This is a genomic window from Paenibacillus flagellatus, assembly GCF_003217775.1.
Classification (GTDB): Bacteria; Bacillota; Bacilli; order Paenibacillales; family NBRC-103111; genus Paenibacillus_AB; species Paenibacillus_AB flagellatus.
On the sequence record NZ_QJVJ01000007.1, the window covers coordinates 382465 to 407090 of the forward strand.

22 protein-coding genes are annotated in these 24626 nt (G+C 57.7%); 14 read left to right on the plus strand and 8 right to left on the minus strand.

Annotated features, from left to right (window positions below):
- Positions 1 to 358: 358 nt before the first annotated feature.
- From DLM86_RS17410 to DLM86_RS17425, 4 genes are all read left to right on the plus strand, one after another.
- On the plus strand, positions 359 to 2077 hold the full coding sequence (locus DLM86_RS17410) for an extracellular solute-binding protein (RefSeq protein WP_110841312.1): 1719 nt from the start codon (positions 359 to 361) through the stop codon (positions 2075 to 2077).
- A gap of 23 nt (positions 2078 to 2100) precedes the next feature.
- Positions 2101 to 3108 carry an ABC transporter permease gene (locus DLM86_RS17415; protein ID WP_170143720.1) on the plus strand — a complete coding sequence of 336 codons (1008 nt, stop codon included), beginning with the start codon at positions 2101 to 2103 and terminating at the stop codon, positions 3106 to 3108.
- Between the two features lie 12 nt (positions 3109 to 3120).
- Positions 3121 to 3999 (plus strand): carbohydrate ABC transporter permease, encoded by an 879-nt coding sequence (locus DLM86_RS17420; protein WP_110841313.1) that lies wholly within the window; start codon positions 3121 to 3123, stop codon positions 3997 to 3999.
- An 86-nt stretch (positions 4000 to 4085) separates the two neighbouring features.
- Positions 4086 to 8021 (plus strand): right-handed parallel beta-helix repeat-containing protein, encoded by a 3936-nt coding sequence (locus DLM86_RS17425; protein WP_110841314.1) that lies wholly within the window; start codon positions 4086 to 4088, stop codon positions 8019 to 8021.
- Positions 8022 to 8368: 347 nt separating this feature from the next.
- Here DLM86_RS17425 and mgrA read toward each other — a convergent pair whose 3' ends face one another.
- Positions 8369 to 9358 (minus strand): L-glyceraldehyde 3-phosphate reductase, encoded by a 990-nt coding sequence (gene mgrA, locus DLM86_RS17430; RefSeq protein ID WP_110841315.1) that lies wholly within the window; start codon positions 9356 to 9358, stop codon positions 8369 to 8371.
- Positions 9359 to 9592: 234 nt separating this feature from the next.
- Here mgrA and DLM86_RS17435 point away from each other — a divergent pair, with 234 nt between their 5' ends.
- From DLM86_RS17435 to DLM86_RS17445, 3 genes are all read left to right on the plus strand, one after another.
- Positions 9593 to 9895, plus strand: coding sequence for a hypothetical protein (locus tag DLM86_RS17435; protein WP_110841316.1), 303 nt, complete (start codon positions 9593 to 9595; stop codon positions 9893 to 9895).
- A 16-nt stretch (positions 9896 to 9911) separates the two neighbouring features.
- Positions 9912 to 10289: a hypothetical protein gene (locus DLM86_RS17440; protein ID WP_110841317.1), complete on the plus strand. Its 378-nt coding sequence runs from the start codon at positions 9912 to 9914 to the stop codon at positions 10287 to 10289.
- A 106-nt stretch (positions 10290 to 10395) separates the two neighbouring features.
- Positions 10396 to 10785, plus strand: coding sequence for a hypothetical protein (locus DLM86_RS17445; RefSeq protein ID WP_110841318.1), 390 nt, complete (start codon positions 10396 to 10398; stop codon positions 10783 to 10785).
- Positions 10786 to 10851: 66 nt separating this feature from the next.
- On the opposite strand, the gene spoVB is transcribed toward DLM86_RS17445, so the two are convergent.
- The 4 genes from spoVB to DLM86_RS17465 form a co-directional block, all read right to left on the minus strand.
- Positions 10852 to 12414: a stage V sporulation protein B gene (spoVB, locus tag DLM86_RS17450; RefSeq protein ID WP_110841319.1), complete on the minus strand. Its 1563-nt coding sequence runs from the start codon at positions 12412 to 12414 to the stop codon at positions 10852 to 10854.
- Between the two features lie 82 nt (positions 12415 to 12496).
- Positions 12497 to 13657, minus strand: coding sequence for a Ger(x)C family spore germination protein (locus DLM86_RS17455; protein ID WP_158289531.1), 1161 nt, complete (start codon positions 13655 to 13657; stop codon positions 12497 to 12499).
- Positions 13654 to 14964, minus strand: coding sequence for a GerAB/ArcD/ProY family transporter (locus tag DLM86_RS17460; protein ID WP_110841321.1), 1311 nt, complete (start codon positions 14962 to 14964; stop codon positions 13654 to 13656). The genes DLM86_RS17455 and DLM86_RS17460 overlap by 4 nt, the downstream gene beginning before the upstream one ends.
- Complete coding sequence (locus DLM86_RS17465) at positions 14918 to 16708, minus strand: spore germination protein (RefSeq protein WP_146250236.1); 1791 nt, start codon at positions 16706 to 16708, stop codon at positions 14918 to 14920. The genes DLM86_RS17460 and DLM86_RS17465 overlap by 47 nt, the downstream gene beginning before the upstream one ends.
- Before the next feature lie 165 nt (positions 16709 to 16873).
- Here DLM86_RS17465 and DLM86_RS17470 point away from each other — a divergent pair, with 165 nt between their 5' ends.
- The 3 genes from DLM86_RS17470 (at position 16874) to DLM86_RS17480 (ending at position 19891) form a co-directional block, all read left to right on the plus strand.
- The gene (locus DLM86_RS17470; RefSeq protein ID WP_110841322.1) at positions 16874 to 18028 is read left to right on the plus strand and encodes an alpha-hydroxy-acid oxidizing protein; all 1155 of its coding nucleotides are present in this window, start codon (positions 16874 to 16876) and stop codon (positions 18026 to 18028) included.
- 301 nt (positions 18029 to 18329) lie between these two features.
- Positions 18330 to 19280 (plus strand): ring-cleaving dioxygenase, encoded by a 951-nt coding sequence (locus tag DLM86_RS17475; protein WP_110841323.1) that lies wholly within the window; start codon positions 18330 to 18332, stop codon positions 19278 to 19280.
- Complete coding sequence (locus DLM86_RS17480; protein ID WP_110841324.1) at positions 19277 to 19891, plus strand: alpha/beta hydrolase; 615 nt, start codon at positions 19277 to 19279, stop codon at positions 19889 to 19891. Before DLM86_RS17475 ends, DLM86_RS17480 begins: the two co-directional genes overlap by 4 nt.
- Before the next feature lie 46 nt (positions 19892 to 19937).
- On the opposite strand, the gene DLM86_RS17485 is transcribed toward DLM86_RS17480, so the two are convergent.
- Complete coding sequence (locus DLM86_RS17485; protein WP_110841325.1) at positions 19938 to 20264, minus strand: thioredoxin family protein; 327 nt, start codon at positions 20262 to 20264, stop codon at positions 19938 to 19940.
- Positions 20239 to 20661 carry a MerR family transcriptional regulator gene (locus DLM86_RS17490; protein WP_110841326.1) on the minus strand — a complete coding sequence of 141 codons (423 nt, stop codon included), beginning with the start codon at positions 20659 to 20661 and terminating at the stop codon, positions 20239 to 20241. The genes DLM86_RS17485 and DLM86_RS17490 overlap by 26 nt, the downstream gene beginning before the upstream one ends.
- Positions 20662 to 20897: 236 nt before the next feature.
- Here DLM86_RS17490 and DLM86_RS17495 point away from each other — a divergent pair, with 236 nt between their 5' ends.
- The 4 genes from DLM86_RS17495 to DLM86_RS17510 all read left to right on the plus strand — a co-directional run bounded on the left by DLM86_RS17495 (position 20898) and on the right by DLM86_RS17510 (position 23267).
- Complete coding sequence (locus DLM86_RS17495; protein WP_110841327.1) at positions 20898 to 21731, plus strand: YdcF family protein; 834 nt, start codon at positions 20898 to 20900, stop codon at positions 21729 to 21731.
- Positions 21732 to 21834: 103 nt separating this feature from the next.
- Positions 21835 to 22356 carry an adenylyl-sulfate kinase gene (cysC, locus tag DLM86_RS17500; protein ID WP_245954679.1) on the plus strand — a complete coding sequence of 174 codons (522 nt, stop codon included), beginning with the start codon at positions 21835 to 21837 and terminating at the stop codon, positions 22354 to 22356.
- Between the two features lie 174 nt (positions 22357 to 22530).
- Entirely contained in the window at positions 22531 to 23034 is a 504-nt protein-coding gene (locus DLM86_RS17505) for a mechanosensitive ion channel domain-containing protein (RefSeq protein ID WP_146250237.1), read from the plus strand.
- 26 nt (positions 23035 to 23060) lie between these two features.
- Entirely contained in the window at positions 23061 to 23267 is a 207-nt protein-coding gene (locus tag DLM86_RS17510) for a hypothetical protein (protein WP_110841329.1), read from the plus strand.
- A gap of 27 nt (positions 23268 to 23294) precedes the next feature.
- Here the strand turns inward: DLM86_RS17510 and DLM86_RS17515 are convergent, their stop codons facing one another.
- Positions 23295 to 24587 (minus strand): glycosyltransferase family 2 protein, encoded by a 1293-nt coding sequence (locus DLM86_RS17515; RefSeq protein WP_110841330.1) that lies wholly within the window; start codon positions 24585 to 24587, stop codon positions 23295 to 23297.
- Between the last annotated feature and the right edge of the window lie 39 nt (positions 24588 to 24626).

Below are 24626 nucleotides of genomic sequence, written 5' to 3' on the forward strand. Positions count from 1 at the left end.
GGACCGAGCTGGTAAAACGGGTACGGTTCTTCGTGCCTCATCGCGATCCGTTGCAGGAATTCGAGAGCTTCAGGCGTGATCATAACACAAAACATATGCCGGCGGAAGTAGCTTTGGCGCGGGATAGGCGACATGTAAAAAGGTGATCTGCCCCGAAAAAATTGTATATCGCGGGCGGCCAAGCAGATGTGCATCAATAATAAGTGGTGTAAAATGGTCGAAACTACTTGAAAAAAACGAACGATCGCCGATGTGAAAAATGAGATGCCCGATCCCGAACTTGATCGTTGATTACGCTTACCCCGCGGCGGCATAGTGAAGGTAACGTCGTTTCCAACGCCGGGCTGCGGCAGCGGAAATGACAGGTCAATCGATTGGAAGCGATTACAGCATAATTAGGAGGATGCAAATGTACAGAAAGCGTTTTAGCAAGGGGATATGCGCAGCGGCAGCGATGGCGCTTCTGATCGCAGGCTGCCAAAGCCAAAGCAATCAGGGGCAGCAATCGAGTGAAGTTTCGTCGACGAGCAAACCGTCGCCCGATTCGTCAGCGGGAAGCCTGAAGAAGGATTACACGCTTCCGCTTGTTGCGGACGGCTCGGTAACTTTAACGATCGGCTCGGAGGATAACGGCTACACGCCGGCAAGCTACACCCAGAACCTGCCCATCTGGAAAGCGATTGAAGATAAAACGGGCGTGAAAATCAAGTGGGATGTCGTGCCTGCCGCTCAGTATGCTCAAACGATGAATGTGCGTCTCGCCTCGATGAACAATGTTCCGGATTTGTTCGTCGTTCCGGGCGATCCGGTCAAATTCGGGACGGACGGCGTCCTCCAGCCGCTCGAGAAGCTGATTGAAGAGCATGCGCCGAACATGAGGAAGTTTTTCGCGGAGAACCCTAACATCTACAATTTGCTGAAAGCGCCGGACGGCCACATCTACTATGTCTCCAGTATCGTAACCGGAACGAATTTGTCCGATCCCGGCGGATTTCTCATCAGGAAGGACTGGCTCGACAAGCTGAAGCTGCAGGAACCGAAGTCGATCGACGAGTGGTATACCGTACTGAAGGCGATCAAGGACGGGGATCCGAACGGAAACGGCAAAAAGGATGAAATTCCGCTGGCACTTCCTCTCTATACCGTGGCTCACTATTTTGGCGACGCGTGGGGACTGCACTTGTTGTTTAGCGACGGGTTCTGGCCTGATGAGGAGGGGAAGATCCAAAGCGAGTGGCTGGATCCACGGGCCAAAGAAATGGTGGCATGGCTGAACAAGCTGTATAAGGAAGGATTATTGGATCCCGATTTCCTGACCTCGTCTGACGATCAGCTTACGACCAAAATTACGAAGAACGTCGTCGGCGCTACGCGCGTGTTCGTAAACCGGATCGTTCAATACGACAAGAACGTTCAGGCGGCGGGCGTAAGTGACGTCAATTGGATTGCGGTCAAGCCTCCCCAAGGCCCTAACGGCTATAAAGGCCACACGGAGAAATACGGGCCGATCAGCGGATATTTCGGTATGAGCTCGCAATCCAAAAACAAGGAAACGGCGATCAAATGGCTGGATTACGTGTATGCGAGCGAGGAAGGCAATCGCTTTACGTCGTTCGGCATCGAAGGCAAGAGCTATGTGATGGAGAACGGGGAGCCGAAGTTTACCGACTTTATCCTCAAAAACCCGGACGGCTTGAGCTCGATGAACGCCTTGCGCACGCTGGGCGCTGCGCCCCGGCTTCCGTGGATACGCAACGACAAAGGGCCTTTGTCCAAGCAGCCGCCGCAGATGATTGCCCGCGAACCGAAGCTGCAAAAGGCGGTGGAACAAATTTTACCGTCGATTATCGATCCGATTCCGTTCCACTATATTTCGATGACCCCAGAAGAAGCTTCGAAATTTAAACCGCTATACGCTGATTATCAGTCGAAGCTGAACGAAAGTATAGCCAAGTTTATTACCGGCAGCGACGATATCGACAAAAACTGGAATAAGTTTATGAAGAATCTTAAAGATTTGGGCATCGACGAGATTGTGAAGATCAGACAGCAGCAGTACGACAGGTACAAAAAATAACGGGACAGGGAGCAATGCACTTGATGAAAGCCCGGCATATGCTTCCGATTTCAACAGGAGTGAACGTTTTGACGACCAAGGTACAATATGCAGGGCAGAATGAAGCAAACGGCAAACAAGGATTTCTTACCCGGCTGAGTACGCATGTGAAGCGGGATCTGTTTCTGTTGCTGCTGATTTCGCCGGTTCTGGTTTACTATATCGTTTTCCACTATTTTCCCATGTACGGGGTTATCATCGCATTTAAGGATTATTCGCCGGTCAAAGGGATTTGGGGGAGCCCTTGGGTCGGACTCAAATGGTTTGAGCAGTTTTTCGATTCCATCTATGCCGTCCGCGTGATCAAAAATACGGTGCTGCTTAGCGTTTACGGACTGTTGTGGGGGTTTCCCGTCCCGATTCTGTTCGCCCTGCTGCTGAACGAATTGAAGAACGGCCTCTTCAAGAGGATTGTGCAGACGACGAGCTATCTCCCTCATTTCATCTCGGTGGTCGTCATTGGCGGGATGATTATCAGCTTCCTGTCTCCCGCCGAAGGGGTCGTAAACATGCTTCTGGCGAAGCTCGGCTTCAGTCCGATCAACTTCTTGAGCATGCCAGGTTGGTTCCGGACGATTTACATCGGTTCCGACGTATGGCAGAGCTTCGGCTGGAATTCGATTATTTATTTGGCCGCCATCACATCGATCGATCCATCCCTTTATGAAGCGGCCAAAATGGACGGAGCCAAGCGGTGGCAGCAAATCCGGTATATTACGCTGCCGGGCATACGCCCGACGATCATTATTCTGCTCATCATGAATATGGGACATATCATGAACGTCGGCTTCGAAAAAATCATCCTGCTCTACAATCCTTCCACCTACGCCGTCTCGGACGTGATCTCGACCTTCGTATACAGGAGGGGGCTTGAAGGGGCGGAATACGGCTTTGCCTCCGCGGTAGGATTGTTTAACTCGGCAGTCAATTTTGCCTTGCTCGTTACGGTGAACAGACTCAGTCGAAAAACATCGGGCATCGCTTTATGGTAAGGAGAGACGGCAATGAAAGTACAGCGGTCATTCGGTGAGAAGCTTTCGGACGCGGCCATCGTCATAGTAAATTTTCTGGTCGTTGCGGTAACCTTGTATCCTTTCCTCTACGTTGTCAGCATGTCGATCAGCGATCCGGTTTATGCGATGAGGCAAGAGGTTTTCCTGTTTCCCAAAGGCTTCTCCACGGAAGCGTATAAGATCGTTTTCGAAAATCCGGACATCTGGAAGTCCTACTACAATACGGTATGGTATACGGCGGTAGGGACGACGATCAGCGTCGCGCTAACCGTGACGGCCGGTTACGTTTTGTCGCGGAAAAGCTTTTTTGCCAGAACGCCTATCCTGTTTTTTATCGCTTTCACGATGTTTTTCAGCGGGGGGCTCATTCCCGCCTTCCTGATCGTGAACGATTTGCAATTGTACAATACGCGCTGGGCCATTATACTGCCTGGGGCTGTGGGCGCCTTTTACATTATCATGGCCCGCACCTTTTTCGAAGCGATACCGGAAAGCTTGCAGGAATCGGCGAAAATCGACGGAGCCAACGAAATGAGAATTCTTGTCTCGATCATGCTGCCGTTATCCAAGCCGATCACTGCCGTGCTTGTTTTATTTTATGCTGTCGGGTACTGGAATAGCTATTTTTCGGCTTTGATCTACCTTTCGGATGCCAAGTTGCAGCCGCTCCAGCTATACCTGTACAAAATTTTGGTCAAGCAGGAGATGTCGCTGATGGAGGGGGTGACGGATCAATTCGAGAGGGCTTTGGTGGGCGCGCAAATCAAGTATGCCGCAATCATCGTAGCCATACTGCCTATTATTTTCATTTACCCGTTCTTGCAGAGATTTTTCGTAAAAGGCGTCATGATAGGGGCAATCAAAGAATAGAGGCGCCGCCCTGCTAACCGGATAGCGATCGAGGAATAAGAAACGCATACTCTGTAGTCAGATTCATTTCCAATGGAGGGTTCCAGATGAGAGTGATCGGGAGTATTCGTATTTTATGTTCGTTCGTACTTGTTCTGAGCTTGTTTGCAGGCTTGCGGTTAGGCGGTGAGCAAGGGGTTGCCGCTGCGGGAACCACCTACTACGTATCCCCAAACGGCTCGGACTTGAACTCCGGAACGGAGGCCGCCCCTTGGAGAACGCTTAAGAAAGCGGCGACGGCACTTGCAGCCGGGGATACGGCTATCTTTGAAGACGGTGTATACGATAGCAATCAGATGATTACATTCGCCAACAATGGATCGGCTGGGGCCCCGATTACGATCAAGGCGAAGAACAAGCACCAAGCGAAGCTGACGTTTACCGGGTTGAACGCAACTAGCAAAGTCATCTTGTTGAACAAACAATATATCGCGATTCAAGATTTTGAAATTACCCAGGCCGTCAGAGGGACATCCAGCGCAGATATATTCATCGACATCAGAGGCTGTGACAACTGCCTGTTTAGCGGGAACTCCGTGCATGGCGCCGGCGGAAAAGGGGTTCAAGGCTCAAAGAGCAGCGATGTGACGATCAATATGAACGATTTTTACGATATTACGGGTCAAGCCGTTGTCCTGGCGAACATGGATCGGCCGGTCGTCAATAACAACGAGATCTATGAGGTCGGCAATGTAGGCATTATGGTGGCGGCAGGCACCCGAAGCGCTCAAATCTACAATAACTATATTCATACGAGCGTTGCTCCGTTAAAGTACGGTATTATGCTCGGAGGAGGCTATCCCGCTTCGGCGGCTTATGATCCGAACGGGTTCGAGGCTTACAACGCTGCAGCTTGGAATAACATCGTCGTGGCGGAGGAGCCGGGCAAAATTGAAAGTGCATTATCTTTTGCAGGGAGCACCAATAGCGGCTTCTATAACAACGTTGTCATTGATGCGAAATACGGCGTTCGCTACATGAACGGCGGAGGTTCGACGGCTGGATGGCTGCCGGTTACAACTTCCCCCAAGTTCATGAACAACATCTTCTCCGGCTGCACGGTTGGTGCGCAACTTGTGACGAACGCCCCTGTTGATGCTTCGAACGACTACAATTTGTATCACAACTGTACGAATGCTCCGGTTGAAACGAACGGAGTTAATGCCGATCCGAAATTTGCCGACCGTTTCAGCGACTGGCGCCTGCAGGCAGATAGCCCGGCCCTCGGCGAAGGCAAAATGGTGAACGTTACTGGATATTACGGCGAGACGATGAACGTGTTTCTGGATTACAACGGAAAACCGAGGTCCGAACCGTGGCATATGGGAATTTACTCCGATGCCATGCCTGCGGTAGGCGCTGTTTTGCTCTCCGACAACTTCGAGAACGGGGCGAATGCTTGGACTGTCCAACTTGGCAACATGTCTGTTGTAGAGGAGACGTATGGGGGCAATCACGTGTATACTCAGCCGGGTGCCTCCGCTACAAGCGGATTGGCCAGATCGTTCGCAGGATCTACGGCATGGCGAAGCTATCAGCTCGAAACTAGAGTCAAATTCAATCGATTTTATCATTCTTCGGGTTGGGTAACTCTTTACACCAGGTTTGTGGACACTAACAATTATTATTTGGTAGAGATGAAAGGCAGTCCGGAAACCGGTTATATTGCATTGAAGAAAAAGGTGGGCGGCACCGTTACCCCGCTGCAGGAAAAGCTGGGATGGCAGGCTCCTATCGGACAATGGATGGATATTAAATTTGTGGTGAACGGCAGCGACATCCAAGTGTATATCAATGGTCGTCTTGAGCTAAGCGGAACCGATCAACAGCTTACCGCCGGCGGGATTGCGGCCGCTATTTTCAGAGCCGATGCTCACATCGACGATGTCAAGGTAACCGAAATCGACGCTTCATCAGGGCCGAACGGTCCTGGTCCAGGTCCAAGACCGGCTCCTGGCGGCACGTACTATGTTTCCCCGACAGGGTCCGATCTTAACCCCGGGAATGAGCAAGCGCCTTGGAGGACGTTTGCCAGAGTCGCGGAACTGGTTCAACGTGGAGATACCGTCATTTTTGAAGACGGCGTATATATGGAGACGCGGCCGGCTATTTTTGCGGAAGGCGGGAACGCGAACGAGCGAATTGTAGTGAAAGCTCGGAATAAGCATAAAGCCGTCATTAAGTTTTACAACATGCCGACAACGAAAATATTGATCAAAGGAAAACCTTATATTACGTTGCAAGACTTTGAAATTACCCAAGATACGCGGGGAATCGACACGAACGATATTTTTGTACAAGTGAGAGAAGGCGCGGATCACGTTCGCATTATCGGGAACAAGATCCACAACGCTTATGAGGAAGGTGTGAAGGGCACGCAAATTACGGATTTCCTCGTCGAAGGAAATTTCATTTACGACATGGCGCATGAAGGCATCGATTTGGTCAATGTATCTTCCAGTGTAATCCGGAACAATGAAATCTTCGATGCAGCCCGTGTCGGTCTTCTAGTTAAAGGCGGTTCGTACGACGTTCAAATTCACAATAATTATGTACACAATGGGAATGTCGACATGCTTCTCGGCGCCATTTACTTGGGCGGTCAAACCAACAACATATCCGCGCTCGACTATAGCGTTAACGGCTATGAAGCGTGGAACGTGGTAGCGTATAACAATGTGATCGTAGCCGAAGGAACCGCCGAGATCGACAAGGGTATCACCTTTATGGGGAGCAAAGATAGCGCCGCTTACAACAACCTGATTGCAGGAAGCAAGTATGGCATCTATCTTGAAGTGCCTAAAAACACGGCGCCAGGCGTAGGTTGGGCATGGGATCCCGATAATGTGAACCCGGTGTTCAAAAACAATATCATCATGAACACTGCCGGTGAAGCGGTGAAGCTGGCCGGAACTAAGCCGCCGATCAATATGGTGCATGACTATAACTTGTATCATAATAATGCGGTCTCGCCTCTTTCTGCCGAGACTCACGGCGTATACGCCGATCCGTATATAGCGAACTTGAACGGCGGGAACTGGCATCTGAAGGAGGGCAGTCCGGCTATCGGCGCAGGAGAGGCGAACCCGGACTTCGTCTTGAGAACTGGGCAAACGATTGACATATCGACCGATTATGACGGTATTTCAAGAGGGGTAACTTGGGATCAGGGCTTATACAGGCAGAATACCTACGTGGCTTCACAACGTCCGATTACGCAAATAGAGGTTGCCGGACAACTTGGTGTAAACGGCTGGTATGTCGGGGATGTCGATGTTACGCTCACCGCGCAAAGCACCGATGTGCCGGTGGCCGTCACGCAGTTCAGGCGTACCGTTATAGAAAGCGTTTATGGCGTAACGCAGCCTTCAACGGATGGATTCGTCAACTATACTTCTCCGATTGTTCTTACTGAAGGTGTGTACGACCTTTCATACCGGTCTATCGATACGTTAGGAAATGCGGAAGAGGAACGTACCGTCAGGATCAGCATCGACACGACTGCCCCGAGTCTGGTACTGAAGACGAATGGCAGCGTGCTGGAAGAAGGAATGATTTTTGGAGACGGACAGCTATACGTATTCGATCCTTTGGCTGCCGACAATTTGTCGGGTGTAGCGCTGGTCGCCGTCACCATCGACGGTATCCCCTATGGAGGAGGTACCTTGGATTTTGCAGGCCAGCCTGGTACACATACCCTTGTTGCAACGGCGACGGACAATGCGGGTAACGCGACGGAGAAAAGCGTAACCTTCAGCGTAGCCGTTTCGCTTTCTTCGATGAGGCAGCTTATCGAGCGAGTAAATGTATGGGGGTCGATCGACCATTCGCTATATAAGCAGCTTCTAAACAGCTTGCAGCAAGCTTCAAAGCATATGGACAATTTGCTGAAGCATTTGGACAAACCCGGTCAACAGGATATTCCGGAGGACAGTAAGCAAATACTCAAGAAGCAAGCTGAAATGATTATAGGTACCGATTAAGACTCGGCCGAAAGTCGTTCAGTACGTAGAAACCTACGAATTGTCGTCCTGCTACAATTGTTAAGAAGTGTCATACCAGTCCACCAATGATTCGTTTTTCAGCAATGGTACTTCCCGCATAAAAGGGAGATTACCTGATCAGGCAACCCCCCTGGCAGACAGCTTTCAAGCACAATGTCCGATTCGAATTAGAAATTCGTCGAGCTGGTCGACGCGAACGGGGAATTGAACGCTTCGCGAAAGCTAAACGTTTCGGCCGGAATGGAACGTTCACGGCGCAAGCAAAAAGACACGGCGGGGAGCGGCGCTCCGTGCCGTGTCTTATTTATTCCGAGCGTGATGCCGTCCTACTGCACAATATCGTCGATCCGGCGCAGCTCGTCCTCGGTGAAGTCGAGCCGGTTCAAGGCGGCGACGTTCTCCTCGATCTGCGATACCCGGCTTGCGCCGATCAGCGCGGACGTAACCCGTCCGCCGCGAAGCACCCAGGCGAGCGCCATCTGGGCGAGCGACTGGCCGCGTTCGGTTGCGAGCTGGTGCAGCGAGCGGATTTTGGCCAGCTTCTCCTCCGTGATGTCCTTCGACTTCAGGAAGCCGGACGGCTTGGCCGCGCGGGAATCCTCCGGAATGCCGGATACGTAGCGGTTCGTCAGCAAGCCTTGCGCGAGCGGGCAAAACGCGATCGTCCCGGCCCCCGCTTCGTCGAGCGTATCCTGCAGGCCGTTCTCGATCCACCGGTTCAGCATCGAATACGAAGGCTGGTGGATGAGCAGCGGCGTGCCGAGCCGCTTCAGAATGGCCGCCGCCTCGGCGGTCTGCTCGGCGCTGTACGAGGAGATGCCGACGTAGAGCGCCTTGCCTTGACGGACGACCTGATCGAGCGCCATCATCGTTTCTTCGAGCGGCGTCTCCGGGTCGGGGCGGTGCGAGTAGAAAATGTCGACATAATCGACCCCCATCCGCTTCAAGCTTTGATCGAGGCTCGAGATCAAATATTTGCGGGAGCCCCATTCGCCGTACGGGCCCGGCCACATATAATAGCCGGCTTTCGTCGAGATGACGAGCTCGTCGCGGTAGCCGGCGAAGTCGGTGCGCAGGATGCGGCCGAAGTTTTCTTCCGCGCTTCCCGGAGGCGGTCCGTAGTTGTTGGCCAAGTCGAAATGGGTGATGCCGAGGTCGAACGAGCGGCGCAGCATCGCCCGCATGTTCTCCAGCGTGTCGACGCCGCCGAAGTTGTGCCACAGGCCGAGGGAGATGGCCGGCAGCTTCAGGCCGGATTTGCCGCACCGGTTATATTTCATCTCGGCGTACCGTTCTTCGCGGGGGGTATACGTCATGACGGATTTCACGCTCCTTCATCGGAATTCCTCTTCATCATAACGCTTCGCCCGCCGTGCCGCAACAGAAGCCGGACGTGCCTTTGTTCCGCCCCGGCGGCAGCTGTCCCGGCCGGCAGGCCGGCGATCTTTTGAAGCGCGATAGAGGGAGAGGCGGGCGGGGGGCGGAACTTTTTTTCGAATGGCGGGAACCAAATCGCTCGAACGGTGTCTAATCCTTACAGAGGTGATGACATGGAGCACGAGTACGTCCGCTATGCGACGACGTTGGACCGCGCCGCGCTTCGCGTCCGCACCGAAAGCTACCCGTCCGCGGAAACGGAAGCGATGTCCCGCATCGAAGCGGATCCGCAATGGCGGCTCGTCCTCGAGCTGCCCGAGCCGTACCGGGAAGCGCTGCTGCTCGACGCGCGCTGCGGCTTGCCGGTGAAGGAGAATGGCGGGGCTGCCGGGCGTTCCCGAAGGAACGGTAAACTCGCGCGTCGCGAGAGCGCGGGCGAAACTATCGGCGAAGCGGAAGGAGGCGATGAACGATGAGCGGGACTAAACCGGAATGGTACGAACGTTTGGCGCATGGGCCGGCACCTCGGGACGCGTTCGGCAAAGAGATGATGAAGCCGGCAGGGCGAAAATCGTCGCCTGGCTGAACGATGCGTTCACGGCGCGCAAAGCGGCCGAGGTGGCGGACGGACTCGTCGTCCCCTCGGGCGGCGGCTATATCACGGCCGGCGGTTTTCCGAGCCTTCTCCCTCCCGGACCGGTCCAATCGGTCAAGGACGCGAAGGTAACCGCGGCCGGCAAGCCGGCCGATCCGGTCGTTTTTACGGCCACGTACGTGTTGTCCGGGACGCATGACGGGTACTTGACGTGCACGCTGCTGGAGGAGAACGGTTCGATCAAAATCGACGACTGGACGACCGAGTACAAATAAAATGACAAACGGGCTCGCCCGCAGGGCGAACGCCTATTGTAGCCGCTTCCTTTGTGTAGTAATATGGAACTAGGACTTATTACTCAGGACGAGGGAACGAGCGCGGATGAACTTAAACGTGGATAACTGTCCGTCTTGCGGCGCCGTGTATCGGATAAACGTCCGCAACCTGTGCCAGGCATGCAGCGCCCGATTGGACGACGGCTTGAACCGCTGTCTCGATCATCTGTGGAAATGCCCGGATTCGACGACCGAGCAGCTGAGCGAAGCGACCGGCGTTCCGTCATCCGCCATCGCCAAGCTGATGAAGGAAGGCAAGCTGTCGAAAGCTTACGTCAAGCTGACCTATCCGTGCGAATCTTGCGGAAGCCCGATCCGGGATAACCGATTGTGCCGCACATGCATGCACTCGTTCAAGGAAATCGCCCAGCAGCTCAAGTCGAAGATCGGGTTCCACCCGACCGGCGTCTACTTCAACGAACGTTTGAAAAAATGAACGCGTCTCGATCGAAAAGCCCCCTTCGCGATAGAAGGGGGCTCTATTGGTCGTTACGGCCGCCGTCTATTTGCGGAGAGACAGCGTCCGAAGCGCCGACGGGACGTTCAGTGCGGCCCGCCCGTCGACCGCTCCGGTGACGATCAGCGCGAGCAAAAAGACGAGCAGCGACGCGAGGACCGACACGACCAAGCTGCCGGCCGGAGGGAAACCTTCCCGAAGCAGCAGCGCATGGGCGTACTGCCCGGACGCCGCCATCAACGCCATGCCGATCGCCACCTTCACGATTCGGCGCAAATTGATGTAGAAGCCGATCGCGCTCGAAATGGACAGGAAGTTGAGCAGCGTAATGAACACGATGCCGAAGTTGATGCCGAGCACGACGCCCGTGATGCCGAACTGCATGCCGAGAAAATAAATCGCCGCCGCCTTGAACACGGTCATGACGATAAAGTTCCACATCGTCGTGCTCGCTTTGCCGAGGCCGAGCAGGATGGCGTGAAGCGGCGCCTCGAAGTAGTGCAGGAAGAAGATCGGCGCCATCAGCTGCAGCAGCTTGCCCGCTTCCGGCGAATGGTACAGCAGCGTCGTAAGCGGCGTCGCCCATACGTACAAAATGACGGTGCTCGGAGCGCCGACATACAGCGCGATCCGCATCGCCTGATCCATCCGCTGGTGGATGACCATGCCGTTCTTATGAACGTTCGCTTCGCTGATCGCGGGTATGAGCGCCGTCGACAGCGAGTGCGTGATGAAGCTCGGGAAGAACAGGAGCGGAAACGCGTAGCCGGCCAGCATCCCGAATTGCTTCGTCGCGACCGCCGTTCCGACGCCGGCCAGCGCCAAGCTTTTGAGCACGAGCATCGGCTGAAAGGCGCTGTAGATCGATTGGACGAAGCCGTGGCCGGTCGTCGGCAGCCCCATGTGTAGCAGCTCCGCCAGCGTCCGCTTGCCGTTTCTCAGATGGGTGGCGATCGAATCGCCGCCGTCCCCGCGCTCGCGGCTTCGCCGGTAGCGTGCCAGCAAGTACAGCAGGCCGGCACCTTCGCCGAAGACGGAGCAGACCATCGCGCCGGCGGCGGCGTACTCGAGCCCGTAAGGCAGCAGCAGCTGCACGAGCGCCAATATGCCGACGATTTGTACCGTGTTTTCCAGCACGTCGGAGAAGGCGATCGACTTCATGTGCTGCTTGCCGCGGAAATAGCCTTTCAGCACGGCCGAGACGGCGATGATGGGCGCGATCGGCGTGATCGCGAGCATGGCCGGGTACGCTCGCGGATCCGGCAGGAACAGCGCCGCGATCGCTTTCGAGCCGATCAGCGAGACGAGCGTCAGCGCGACGCTGAGCGTCCCGGTCACGGACAGGGAGACGACGAGGATGCGCTTCACCTTCCTCGCGTTGCCTTGCGCATCGGCTTCGGCCACGAGCTTGGAAATCGCCACGGGCAAGCCGAGCTCGGTCAACGTGATCGTGAGCGGGAGAAGCGGATGGGCCATCATGAGCAGGCCGATTCCTTCCGCTCCGAGCAGCCGCGCCAGGAAGATGCCGTTGGCGAAGCCGAGCAGCCTCGTCACGAACGCCGCGGCCGTCAAGATGAAAGTTCCTCGTACGAACGATTGTTTTTGCATGCGCCGCCACTCCAAAATTCGTTTTTTCCTATATATATTCCCGGAGTGGCGCATACATGCGAACAAGCCCGATCGCCGACCGTCAGCGCAGCTCCATGCCCGGATTTCTCACCCGGATCCGGTAGGTGATCCGAATGTCCGCTTCGGGGAACTGCCGCTCCCAGTCCATCCGCTTCCATTCGGAAGTATGGTGCGCCTTGATATAGCTGCCGATGCCGAGCGTGTCCGTCTTGTACTGCCGCTGCAGCTTGCGGACGAGATCCGCCGCGCCTTCGTTCAAATATTTCTCCGCTTGCTGTTCCAGCCGTTTGATCGAAGCCTCCTGGAACAAGTTCATGTCGAACGTTTTTTCAAGCAGGTTGCTCTCGAGCTCGACATGGATGCGGACGATCGTCTTACCGTCCTGGAACGATATGTTTTTCTTCGAGCTGACGAACTCGGTATTGAGCGTGACGAGCTTGGACGGATCGTTCTCGTAGGGGAATACGATATTGCCGCCGCCCTTTTTCTCGCGAAGATGGATCAAATTCCACGTCTCCCGTTCGTCGAGCTTCCCGATCATCCGATCGCCTCGGAATACGCCGACCCCGCACCATTTCACGTCGTTTTTGTTTACCTCGACATAGTTCATATACGCTTCGCGCGAGGCGGACGACAAGTCGATGAAAAAATCGCCTAGATTGACGTCGGGGATGCGGCCGCTTTTGGCTCCGTTCTCGATCAGCGACATGATGAAGACGGTCGGAATTTGCTCGAGAGTCGGCACCGCGTTGAGCAGCTCGAGGGCGTTGCCTTTGACGATAATCGGCCACAGCAGCCGGCGGATTTGCGGATCGCGCCGGAACGGGTCGAGAATGTGGATTAGCCCCTCCTTCGCCACGTCGTCGCCGATCGCGATGATGCGGGTATGGCCGTAGAACAGCTCCTGGTTCAGCCGCTTCTGCAAATTTTGGAACGCGTCGACGACCGTCTTGCCTGTCGCGGACATAACCTTTACCGAGTTTTTTCCGTCACCGCCCCCGCCTCCGGCTCCCGACCCGGCGATCCGGATCGGAATCGGAATTTGCACGGACAGCGTAATAAATTGGGGATTGTCCCGGTCTCGGTCGATCGCCAGCGCCACGACGGACGTTCTCTCCTCGATCTCCCGGCGGTCCCAGCAGCCGGCCGTCAGAAGGACGAGCAGCGGCAGCGCGAGGACGAGCCGGACGATCGTGCGCACCGATGCAAAGGGGACCTTCATTCGGGAATCGCCTCCTTGCCGGCGGCGTCGGGTTCGCCGGACCGTTTCGCCCGGCCGTCGCGGACGAGCGACAGCAGGAGCAGCGCGACCGGGATGCCGAATGCGCATACCGCGCCGATATACCCGAGCCACGTCTGGTACTGGAACAGCTTCTGGACGTTCGGCGGACGGAGCGACAGCCAGTAATACGCCGGCAGCATCACGGTCGCGACGACCCGATGTCCGCGCAGCCGGAACACGTGCCGGACGATCGCGGCGGTGGCGTAGTACATATTGCCCACGCTCGTGAAAACCGCTGCTACCCATACGCCGAGAAACGCCGATTCGAGCCGTTCCAGAATGAGGCCGGGCACCTCCGTCGTCTTGACGAGCTCGAGCGTCGGCCAAGCGAGCAGCCGCATCTCCTCGACCCCGAATACGGATATGCCGGAGATGACGATCAGCGTATAAATAATCCCGGGTATGGCGATGCCGATCATGCTGGCCGACATCAGCCTGTGCCCTTGCTGGGTGACCGAGAAAAACATCGTCATGATCTCGAAGCCGAGATAGGACGTCGCCGTTATGAGAATGCCTTTCAGGAGCGCCCTCCAGTCGACGGCGAACAGCGGCAGCAGGTTGTCCAGCCTCGCGCTTTGCAGTGAAGACAAGGCGATGACGAGGACGGGAATGACGATGATCGGCAGCAATATTTCGTTGACGCGAGCCAGCACCTCTTCGTCGTACATGACGAATATGAAGGCGGTGATGAGCATCGTGGAAATGATGACCTCGAGCGGCGTCTTCGGCAGGACGGTCGTGATGACCACTTCCCCGAACACGCGGGCGACGACCGTCGTGGACAACGCCCAGTAAGTGAAAAAAAGCGCGAATATCGGGAAGCCGATCATCCGGCCGACAAGCGGGAAACGGGACGGGCCGAGCAGACGGGACGCATACTCGACGATCGTCAGCCCGACGTAGCGCTTCGCCAGCGTCACGATCACCGCCATAGCCGCCATGGCCAGCAGCGCTCCTCCGATCGCCGAAATCCACCCGCTCTCGGCGGTCGTCTCCGCCGTCACTCTCGGGAGCGTCAGGACGCCGACGCCGATCAACGTGCTCGCGATAAGCGAGCCCGCTTGACGGGTGCTGATGACGAACGGCTTATCCGTCGGATTCGGATTGGAGGTCAAGTCGGTCGGATTGCCGCCCCGGCCGTCGTTGCCGTTGCCGCTATTGCCGCTATTGCCGCTATTGCCGCTATTGCCGCTATTGCCGCTATTGCTGCTCGGGCTGCTGCTCTCCACGCCGTTGCCGCTGCTCATCGGGCCGCTGCTGCTCTCCGCCCCGTTGCCGCTGTTGCTGTTCAGGGTGCGGCTGCTCTCCGCCCCGTTGCTCTTGCTCTCGTTGATCGTGGTCCTGTTGTTGTTGGTTGTTCGCGCCACCGTGTTGTACCCCCGTATCTTCGGAATCGGCGCCGATCCGCCTTTTGTCTTTCGTTTTGAAAAATAACGGCCGTTTCCTCATCCATTGGAGAGGAGCGCGGGCGAACGTATCTTTCAGGTCGCCGAATCGGCTCGGGGTTAGAGGCGCCAGGTAGGGGACGCCGAACGATTTCAGCGAGCACAGATGCATGATGATCAGGATGAGAAGCAGCATGATGCCGTAGAGGCCGAACAGAGCGGCGGCCACCATCATCGGAAACCGGAGCATGCGCAGGGCAATGGCCGCGCTGTAGCTCGGGGCGGCGAACGAGCCGATCGTCGTCAAAGCGACGATAATGACCATGATCGGGCTGACGATGCCCGCCTGGACGGCCGCCTGCCCGACGACGAGGGCGCCGACGATGCCGATCGTAGGGCCGATCGGACCGGGGAGCCGGACGCTCGCCTCGCGCAATATTTCCATCGTCACTTCCATCGCGAACGCTTCGACGATGGACGGGAACGGCACGGTCGAACGTCCGGCCGCCATCGCGATGACCAGACGGGACGGGATCATCTCCGGATGGAACGAGCTGAACGCGATATACAGCGAAGGAAGCAGCAGCGCCATCGCCATGCTGATGACGCGGATGAGCCGGATCAGCGTTCCGATCAGAAACCGCTCGTAGTAGTCTTCCGGGCTGTGGTAAAATTGCGCGAAGACGGCGGGCGCAATCAGCACGAACGGCGTCCCGTCGCAAACGATGACGATTTTGCCTTCCAGGATGTTGGCCGTCGCCTTGTCCGGCCGCTCCGTATTTTGGATAAGCGGAAACGGCGTCCAGTGGCTGTCCTCGATCAGCTGCTCGATATAGCCGCTTTCGAGGGCGCCGTCGATGTCGATCGCCTTGATGCGGCGAACGACTTCCTCGACGATTTTCGCGTTGGCCACTCCGTCCAAAAAAACGACCGCGACGTCGGTATTCGTCCGGCGGCCGACCGTGAAATAACGGATGCGCAAGTTCGGGTCTTTCAGCCGGCGGCGGATTTGGGCGGTGTTCGTGCAGATCGTCTCGGTAAATCCGTCGCGGGGCCCGCGGACGACCGATTCGGTGCGGGGCTCGTCGATGCCGCGTTTCTCCCAACCCTTCGTATTGAGCAAAACCGCTTCGTCCGTCCCGTCCACGAGCAGCGTTGAGTCGCCGGACAAGATGGAGCGGATCGCCTCGCTCAGCCGTTTCGTCTTGGCCGTCTCGCTGATCGGAATTTCGTAATCGGCCAAAACTTCCGTAACCGACCCGACTCTGCCTTCCCCGGACGAATGGGCGGGACGGCCGAGCTCCATGGCCGCTTTCATCACGAATTGATTGGCGAATACCGTTTCAATCAAGCCGTCGATATAGGCGATCGCCGCTTTGCGGCGAATGTCGCCTTCGATAAAAAAATGCCGGATGACCAAATCGTCGCTGTTGCCGAGCATGTTTCGAATATTGTCCACGTTCGCTTCAAGGCTGCTTTCCAGCGGAATGTCCTGCAGAGCCGACATGGACCGGTCGAATCGCTGATCGAGACGATCTTGCTTTTGCCGCGAACGATGGCGGACCCACTCGGAAAACGACTTCGGTTTGCGAAACCCGGTAGACATGCGACGATCACCTCCGCGCTTATTTTTCCCGATTTACCATAAATTATCGGACTTCTTTCCGTATGGCGAATTCGTTGCGAAGCCTTAACAATTATTCCCGCTTATTGAAATCGTCGCATCGGAGAATTTTATGGTCGGTACGACAGGAATAGGGGGATATCGGTTATGAAAAGCGACGAAATCCAAATGCGGTTTTACGAACATACCGACGACGCGGCCATGCATCTCCCCGTAGCGTTTCACGAATGGGAGCAACGGGCGCGGGAACTGCTGGCTCCCGGTCCTTTCGGCTATGTCTATGGCGGAGCGGGGGCGGGCGATACGATGCTGGCCAACCAACAAGCGTTTCGCTCTTACCGGATTCGCCCGCGAATTTGCACGTCCATCACGAAGCGCGACATGTCCGTGCGGCTTTTTGACAAGACGATGCCCGTTCCCTTCCTCCTTGCGCCGATCGGGGTCAATTCCATCCTGCACAAGGACGCCGAGCTCGCTCCGGCACGCGTATGCGCGGAGCTGGGCGTTCCCTATATTCTGAGCAACGTATCGAGCGAACCGCTGGAAAAGGTCGCGGAAGCGATGGGCGACGCGGAGCGATGGTTTCAGCTCTATCCGCCGAAGGAGCCGAGACTGCTGGAAAGCTTCCTGGATCGCGCGGAAAAGGCGGGCTACAGCGCCGTCGTCGTAACGGTCGATTCGACCATGCTCGGCTGGCGGGAATACGATTTGCGGAACGCCTATTTGCCCTTTTTGGAGGGCCACGGCATGGGCAACTATTTCACGGACCCGGTTTTCCTGGATATGCTCGACGAGCCTCCCTCCGACAATCTCCAAGCCGCCGTTCGCAAAGCGCTGGACGAGGGCAATAATACCGACTTTACATGGGACCGATTCGCGGACGTGCGGAAAAAGACCGGTTTGACTTTACTGCTGAAAGGGGTCACCCATCCGGAGGATGCGAAGCATGCCGTGAAGCTGGGGGCGGACGGTATCATCGTTTCCAATCACGGCGGACGACAGCTGGACGGGGCGATCGGAACCTTGGAGGCTTTGCCCGAAATCGTACAGGCGGTCCGCGGAGCCGTGCCGGTTTTATTGGACAGCGGAATCCGACGCGGCGCCGATATATTGAAGGCCATCGCTTTGGGGGCGACGGCGGTATTGGTCGGCAGACCCTACGCCTACGCGCTGGCGGTTGCGGGGAAACGGGGAGTACGGTCCGTTCTCGAGAACCTGATGGCCGAAACGGATTTGCAGCTTGCGATTTCGGGCCGCTGCTCGATTCGGGATATCGACGCCTCGCTGCTCACCAAGATTTGAGGCGTCCGAGCAAGAGCGGCCCTTTCCGCGGCGAATCGGGCCGAGCAGTCCGCATTGCCTCAGGAAACGAAGAGGACCGGAAGACACCCCCCTAAAAAGCATGCGACGATCGGTTCCTTGGTTGTTCTTCATAATCGATCCTGCTGCCGTATGGCGAAATGTTTTGCAAAACGGGGCTATTGACAAGAAGCTGGAAATGATATATCTTAAATTTAAGAAATTCAAAACAAAGATTTATCGCCGCAATCGTTTAACGGAATGGGGAATCATGAAAATATCGAGAACAAGGAGCTGATCGTCAATGGCGCTTCGTACGGCGGGCATTCATCACATTACGGCATTTGCAAGCGACCCTCAGGCGAACGTCGATTTTTACGCGGGAGTGCTGGGACTGAGGCTCGTGAAAAAAACGGTCAATTTCGACGCACCCGAGGTGTATCATCTGTATTTCGGCAACGAAAACGGCAGTCCCGGCACGATCATTACGTTTTTCCCGTTTCCGGGCGCGCGCAGAGGGCGCGTCGGGGGCGGCCAGGTCGGATATACGACGTTCGTCGTCCCGCCCGGATCGCTCGGGTTTTGGGAAAGCCGGCTGAAAGAGCACGGCGTATCCGTCTCGAGTGCGACGCGGTTTGCCGAGACGTTCCTGCAATTCGCGGATAACGAGGGGATGCGGCTCGAGCTCGTCGAGCGGGAGGAAGGCCCGAACAGCGGATGGTCGTTCGGAGGCGTGCCCGCCGAAATGGCGATCAAAGGCTTCGGCGGCGCGGTGCTGTACAGCACGAACGCCGCGCAGACGACCGGAGCGCTCGAACACGCGCTCGGACTTTCGAAAGTCGGGGAGGAGAACGGCTACGCCCGATTCCGGGCGACCGGAGACCGGGGGAACGTCATCGACGTCCCGCTCCGTGACATGGAATGGGGCCGCGGAGGAGCCGGAACGGTTCACCATATCGCTTGGCGCGCGAAAGATTTCGACGAGCACGCGGAATGGAGAACCCAGGTCGGGACGCGCGGCTACGAGGTCACCCCGATTTTGGACCGGCAATATTTCAACGCCGTTTATTTCCGCGAGGGCGGCGGCATCTTGTTCGAAATCGCCACGGATCCGCCCGGATTCGCGCGCGACGAGCGTCCGGAGGAGCTTGGCGAACGGCTCATGCTTCCCGATTGGTACGAGCCGCAGCGGGAGACGATCGAAGCGAATTTGCTCCCGATCCGGGTACGCAGCGTGGAGGTGAAAGCGGAATGAAGCATCTATTCCGGCCAGGAACGGACGCGCAAGCGCCGACGCTCGTGCTGCTGCACGGAACCGGCGGCACGGAGCGCGATTTGCTCGGCATCGCCGGCGTCGTCTCGCCCGGCTCGGCCGTCTTGAGCTTGAGGGGCAACGTTCTCGAGAACGGAATGCCGCGGTTTTTCCGGCGGCTGGCCGAGGGCGTCTTCGACGAGGAGGACCTTTTGTTCCGGACAAACGAGGTGAACGGCTTCCTGGACGAGGCGGCCCGGCAGTACGGCTTCGACCGGGGCAACCTCGTGGCGCTCGGCTATTCCAACGGAGCCAATATGGCGGGGAGCCTGCTGTTTCATTGCGAAGGCTCGCTGAGGGGAGCCGTTCTCCACCATCCGATGGTGCCGCGACGAGGCGTGCGGCTTCCGGATTTGTCGGGAGTCGGCGTGTTTATCGGCGCGGGAACGAACGATCCGATCTGCTCGCCGGAGGAAACGGAAGAGCTGCGCCGGCTGCTGGACGGGGCGGGAGCCGGCGTGACGGTTCACTGGGAACGGTTCGGCCACCAGCTCGTGCAGGCCGAGGTTGAAGCCGCGGCCGCATGGTTCGCCGACGCTTACCTGCGGGCGTAAGCGGGAATGACGAAAAAACGGAGCGATCGCGCTCCGTTTTTTTTCGTCATCTCGGGTTGTCAAGCCAAGCGCGCACGGTGCCGATCAGCTCGTCCTTCGACCGGAAGCCGACCGTCTTGTTGACGGGCTGGCCTCCGCGGAACAGGACGAACGTCGGCACGCCCATAATGCCGAGCCGACCGGCAAGGCTTGGATGTTCGTCCACGTTCATTTTCGCGACCGCCACCCGGTCGCCGAGCTCCCGGTCCAGCTGCTCGAGCGCCGGCGCCGCCGCCCGGCAAGGTCCGCAGTACGGGCTGTCGAAATCGACGAGCACCGTGTCCCGCTCTTTCATAATGGCAGACCAGTTATCGTCCGTCATCGTAATGGCCATCGGAATCCGCCCCTTTGTCGCGTTCCGTCCGGTTCGTCTCCGCCTCGTGCCGTTCCGCGACGATCGACCGCACGCGTTCCTCCAGATTCGATTTGATCGAGGAAAGCAGCCGGATTTGTTCGTCCAGCTCGGCGATTTTCGATTCGTAGACGGGGAGGACGTCCCGGCAAAACGCTTCCTTGTGCTGCAGCACGCAATGGAGAAATCCGGCCAGCTGCTCCGTCGAAAAGCCGAGTCCCAAATAAAACTGGATGCGCTCGACCTGCTCAACCGCAAACGGGCTGTACACCCGGTACCCGTTGTCCGCCCGCACCGGAGCGAGCAGCCCCTGCTCCTCGTAGTAGCGCAGCGAACGGATGCTGACGCCCGTACGGCGGGCGAGTTCGCCGATTTTCATATGCGCGGACCACCTCCGGATGTCTCGTTACGTACCGCACCCTCAGTATAAACCGTCACATTGATGTGAGGGTCAAGGGCGAATTCGACTTTCATTGTACCCGATTCTCCGCGCGTTGGACAGCCGTCCGGCAACGACGGCGAGGCGCGCCTTTTGACAACGGCGGGCTTGTCCGGTACGATGCGCATGAGAAGGTCCGCACGGGGACGGACGATGGGGAAGAGAGGGAAGCCGTCATGACGTTCGAATCGAACAAGAGACGAGGCGCCCCGGCCGGAGGACCGCAGTCCGGCGCCGGACGCGGCTTGCGCTTGGCGTGCGCCGCCCTTGCGGCCGCTTCGGCGGCGGCGGCGCTCCGGCTTGCGTGGGCGCCGAGCTTCGGAACGGCGGTTGCGCTCGGCGCGCTGACGGCGACGCTGGCCGCGTTCGCGTCGGGGCTTCGGTACGCGGCGACGGGGAACCGGATGTACCGCCGGGCCGCGTACGGGCTCGGGTCGGCGGTCGCCGCATTCGCACTGACGCTCGCGAGCCTTTCGGCGATCATCGCCGGGGAATTTCACGCCCGCGACGGGGAGAGCGAGCCGGTCGACTACGTCGTCGTGCTCGGGGCGGGCTTGCACGGGAAGGAGCTGTCGCAGTCGCTCAAGCGGCGGCTCGATACGGCGCTCGATTATGCGCGGCGCCATCCGGACGTTCCCGTCGTGCTGTCCGGCGGACAAGGTCCGGACGAGCTCGTGCCGGAAGCGGAAGCGATGGCCGGCTATTTGCGGAGCAACGGCATCGACGGCGGGCGGCTGCTGCTCGAGGATCGTTCGAGGACGACCGAGGAAAATATCGCCTTTTCCAAACGACTGATGAAGCGCGACGGTACGCGGGACATCCGCATGCTGATCGTTACCGCCGACTACCACCTGTACCGGGCGAAGCTGCTGGCGCGGGAGCCGGGCTACGCCGTGCTCGGCTTGGCCAGCCGCTCCCCGCTCGCCGTCCGAGCGAACTATACGGTGCGCGAATGCTTCGCGGTCGCCCGCGCCTACGCGCTCGCCGTCATCGGAGGGGCGGATGGGTGACGCGGCGGGAATTCCGCCCATTCGACTTTTGTACATGTCCATTCGGTTTCCGGCGGCATACGCTGTATCGTTCCGATATTTCGGTGTCGAGGAGGATCGCGGCATGAAGTCGAACGTGGTCGTATGGTTGACGGGATTGTCCGGAGCGGGCAAGACGACGCTGGCCCTCGCGTTGAAAGAGAAGCTGGGCCATGCGATCGTTCTCGACGGAGACGAGCTGCGAAAAGGACTGAACAGCGATTTGGGCTTCTCCGACCAAGACAGGCGGGAGGTGTCCCGCCGAACCGGCGAAGTGGCGAAGCTTCTTTTGAACGAAGGGTTTTACGTCATCGTCTCCTCCATTTCGCCTTTTCGCGCTTCGCGCGATCAAGTGAGGGCGATGCTGTCTCCCCGGTTCGTCGAAGTGTTCGTCGATTGTCCGCTGGACATCTGCGAGGCGCGCGACCCGAAAGGTTTATACCGGAAAGCGAGAGCGGGCGAAATCGGGTCGTTCACGGGGATCAGTCATCCCTATGAGCCTCCTCTTCATCCGGAGGTCCGGTGCCGGACGGACCGGGATCCGGTGGAGCAATGCGTCCGGGACATTTTGCAAGCCGTTCATAACCATGGAATCGGAGATGCCTGAAGGCATGTCCGATTTTTTTCGCCCTCCAATCGCCGCATCGAATAGGTCGTTTCATCATCTTTCCGTAGACAAGTCACTATGTCCAGTACATGGTCATATTTTACAACAGATTCGAATAGGGAGAGTGATAACCAAGTGTCATCGTGCAAAAAAGCGAAGAAGGTTTGCAAAATCGTGTGCGCCAAACCGAAACGGAGAAGAAAAACGAGACGCCGGTCGCGGTCGGGCCTTCGCCGGTTCGAGGCGTTGGTAGAGGCTCTCGGTTCGCGGATTGACGGACTTGCCGGAGCCGTACCGCAGCTGGAAGCGCGCATCAATTCGCTCGCCCAGCAGCAAACGGCGCTCGGACAGGAGCAAGCCGCGCTCGGACAACAGCAAGCGGCACTCGTACAGCAGCAAAATACGCAGCAGACGCAGCTTTCCCAGCTCGGGGCGACGGCTTCGTCGTTGACGGCCCAAGTGCAGGCGCTGCAAAACTCGTACATCGAGCTGAACGAAGAGGAAGCGGCGATGAGGAGCTTCTTTACGAGCCGGGTGGGCACGACGCTCACGATCGATACCGCGGCCGGCACCGTTACGGGCACCGTCGTTTCCGTAGGCACAGATTTCGTTCAAATAAGGGAGGCGAGCGGGGACATCGTTCTGATCCCATTCCGCAGCATCAACTTCGTTTCTTGATCCATTCAACCAAAGGAGGTAATCGTGTGGATTTTTCAGACGCATTGGCGTCTTACGCCGGTAAAATAGTCGAAGTGTTTTTGCCCAACGAATTTTTGGTCGGCCGGCTCATCTCCGTGGCGGCGGGAATCGTTACGATGGAAGTCGCCAATACGACCTATACGTCGCCGGCTCGTCTGGCCACGCTGTTCACCGACAATATTACGTTCGTTCGCGTGCGCGCTGCCGGTTAACCCGGTTCGATCCCGTACGGCCGACCGTTAGTCGCCGCTATCCGCCGCCAAGCGAAGCTCCATCCATCGCCGCCATACCTCGTAGCGTCCGGGATGCGAGTGAGTGACGCTGCCGCTTCTCAGCCGCCGATGATAGAGTACGCGCGGCACTCGGCGGATCGGATATTTCGCGTTCAGGCGCAGCAGCATCTGGAAATCTTCATACAACCGGCCGTCGTACGGGTCGTCGGTGAGCCAGCCTCCCAGCTCGCGCAGGCAGGCCATGCGGTACATTCGCGGCGCCAGCGGGACGCCGTCGGTCAAGATGCGTTCGACCGAGTCCGGAAACGGGGCCGGGCGCCGGTAGACCGGTTGGCGATTCGGCCGCTCGAGCCATTCCGCGTGCAGACCGACCGCGGCTCCGCAGCACTCCTGCTCGTTGACGCCGCTCAGCAACGTTTCCAGGCAATCCGGGGACAGCCAATCGTCGGCGTCCAGCTCGAGCAGCCAACGGCCTTTCGCCCTGGCGAGGGCGGCGTTCAAGCAAGCCGACTTCCCGCGGTTGGTCCGGTTCCGCATCACGACGATACGGTCGTCGCACGGAAGCTTCTCGAGCTTCCGTATCGTATCGTCGTCGGATCCGTCGTCCACGATCAGAAGCTCCCACCGCTGGAACGATTGCACGAGAACGCTCCTTACGGCCCACAGCAAATACCGGGCATCGTTGTAGGTCGAGATTACGACGGTGACGACCGGCGAATCCCCCGATTCGGGTTTGCGATACGCCGCCGTCAGGACGGGACGGAGAAAGTCCCATTCCTCGGCAAGCCTTCTCCAGGCGGGAGCGGCGGCCGTTCCGCCGCGAACGATGCACGCCGATTCGATCCGTCGCCATGGATGCGTCTCGCCAAGTCCAAGCCTGCGCTCAAGCAGCACGTAATGGTCGAAAGGCAGCGCATCCGGCGGGAGGAAGCCGCCGCCGAACAAGCCGGATCGGACGGCTTTTGTGCTCCAGACGACCGGAATATCGGACGCGTCGGGCGGCTTTCGCCGGTCCGGCATCGGCCGAGGGGGCGCCACGATCTCGATACCGGCGTACGTATCCGGCAGCGAGCGGATCCACTCCGCGACGCTGGGGCCGAAATCGGGCTGCGGCCGGTCGCCGGCCGTCAGCGCGATGAAAAATCGTCCCTCATAGTCGGCCAGCGCCCGGTTCATCCGGTCCGCATAATCGGCTTCCAGCACGAGGACGGAACAGTCGGGAACGTTCGCTTGCGACAAGGCGAGGAGCGTAGTCTCGAGCCAATGGGCGTTGTCTTGGACGAGGATGAAAACGAGCATGCCGAATCTCCTTTATCGGCCGGTAGGCGTTCGAATCGT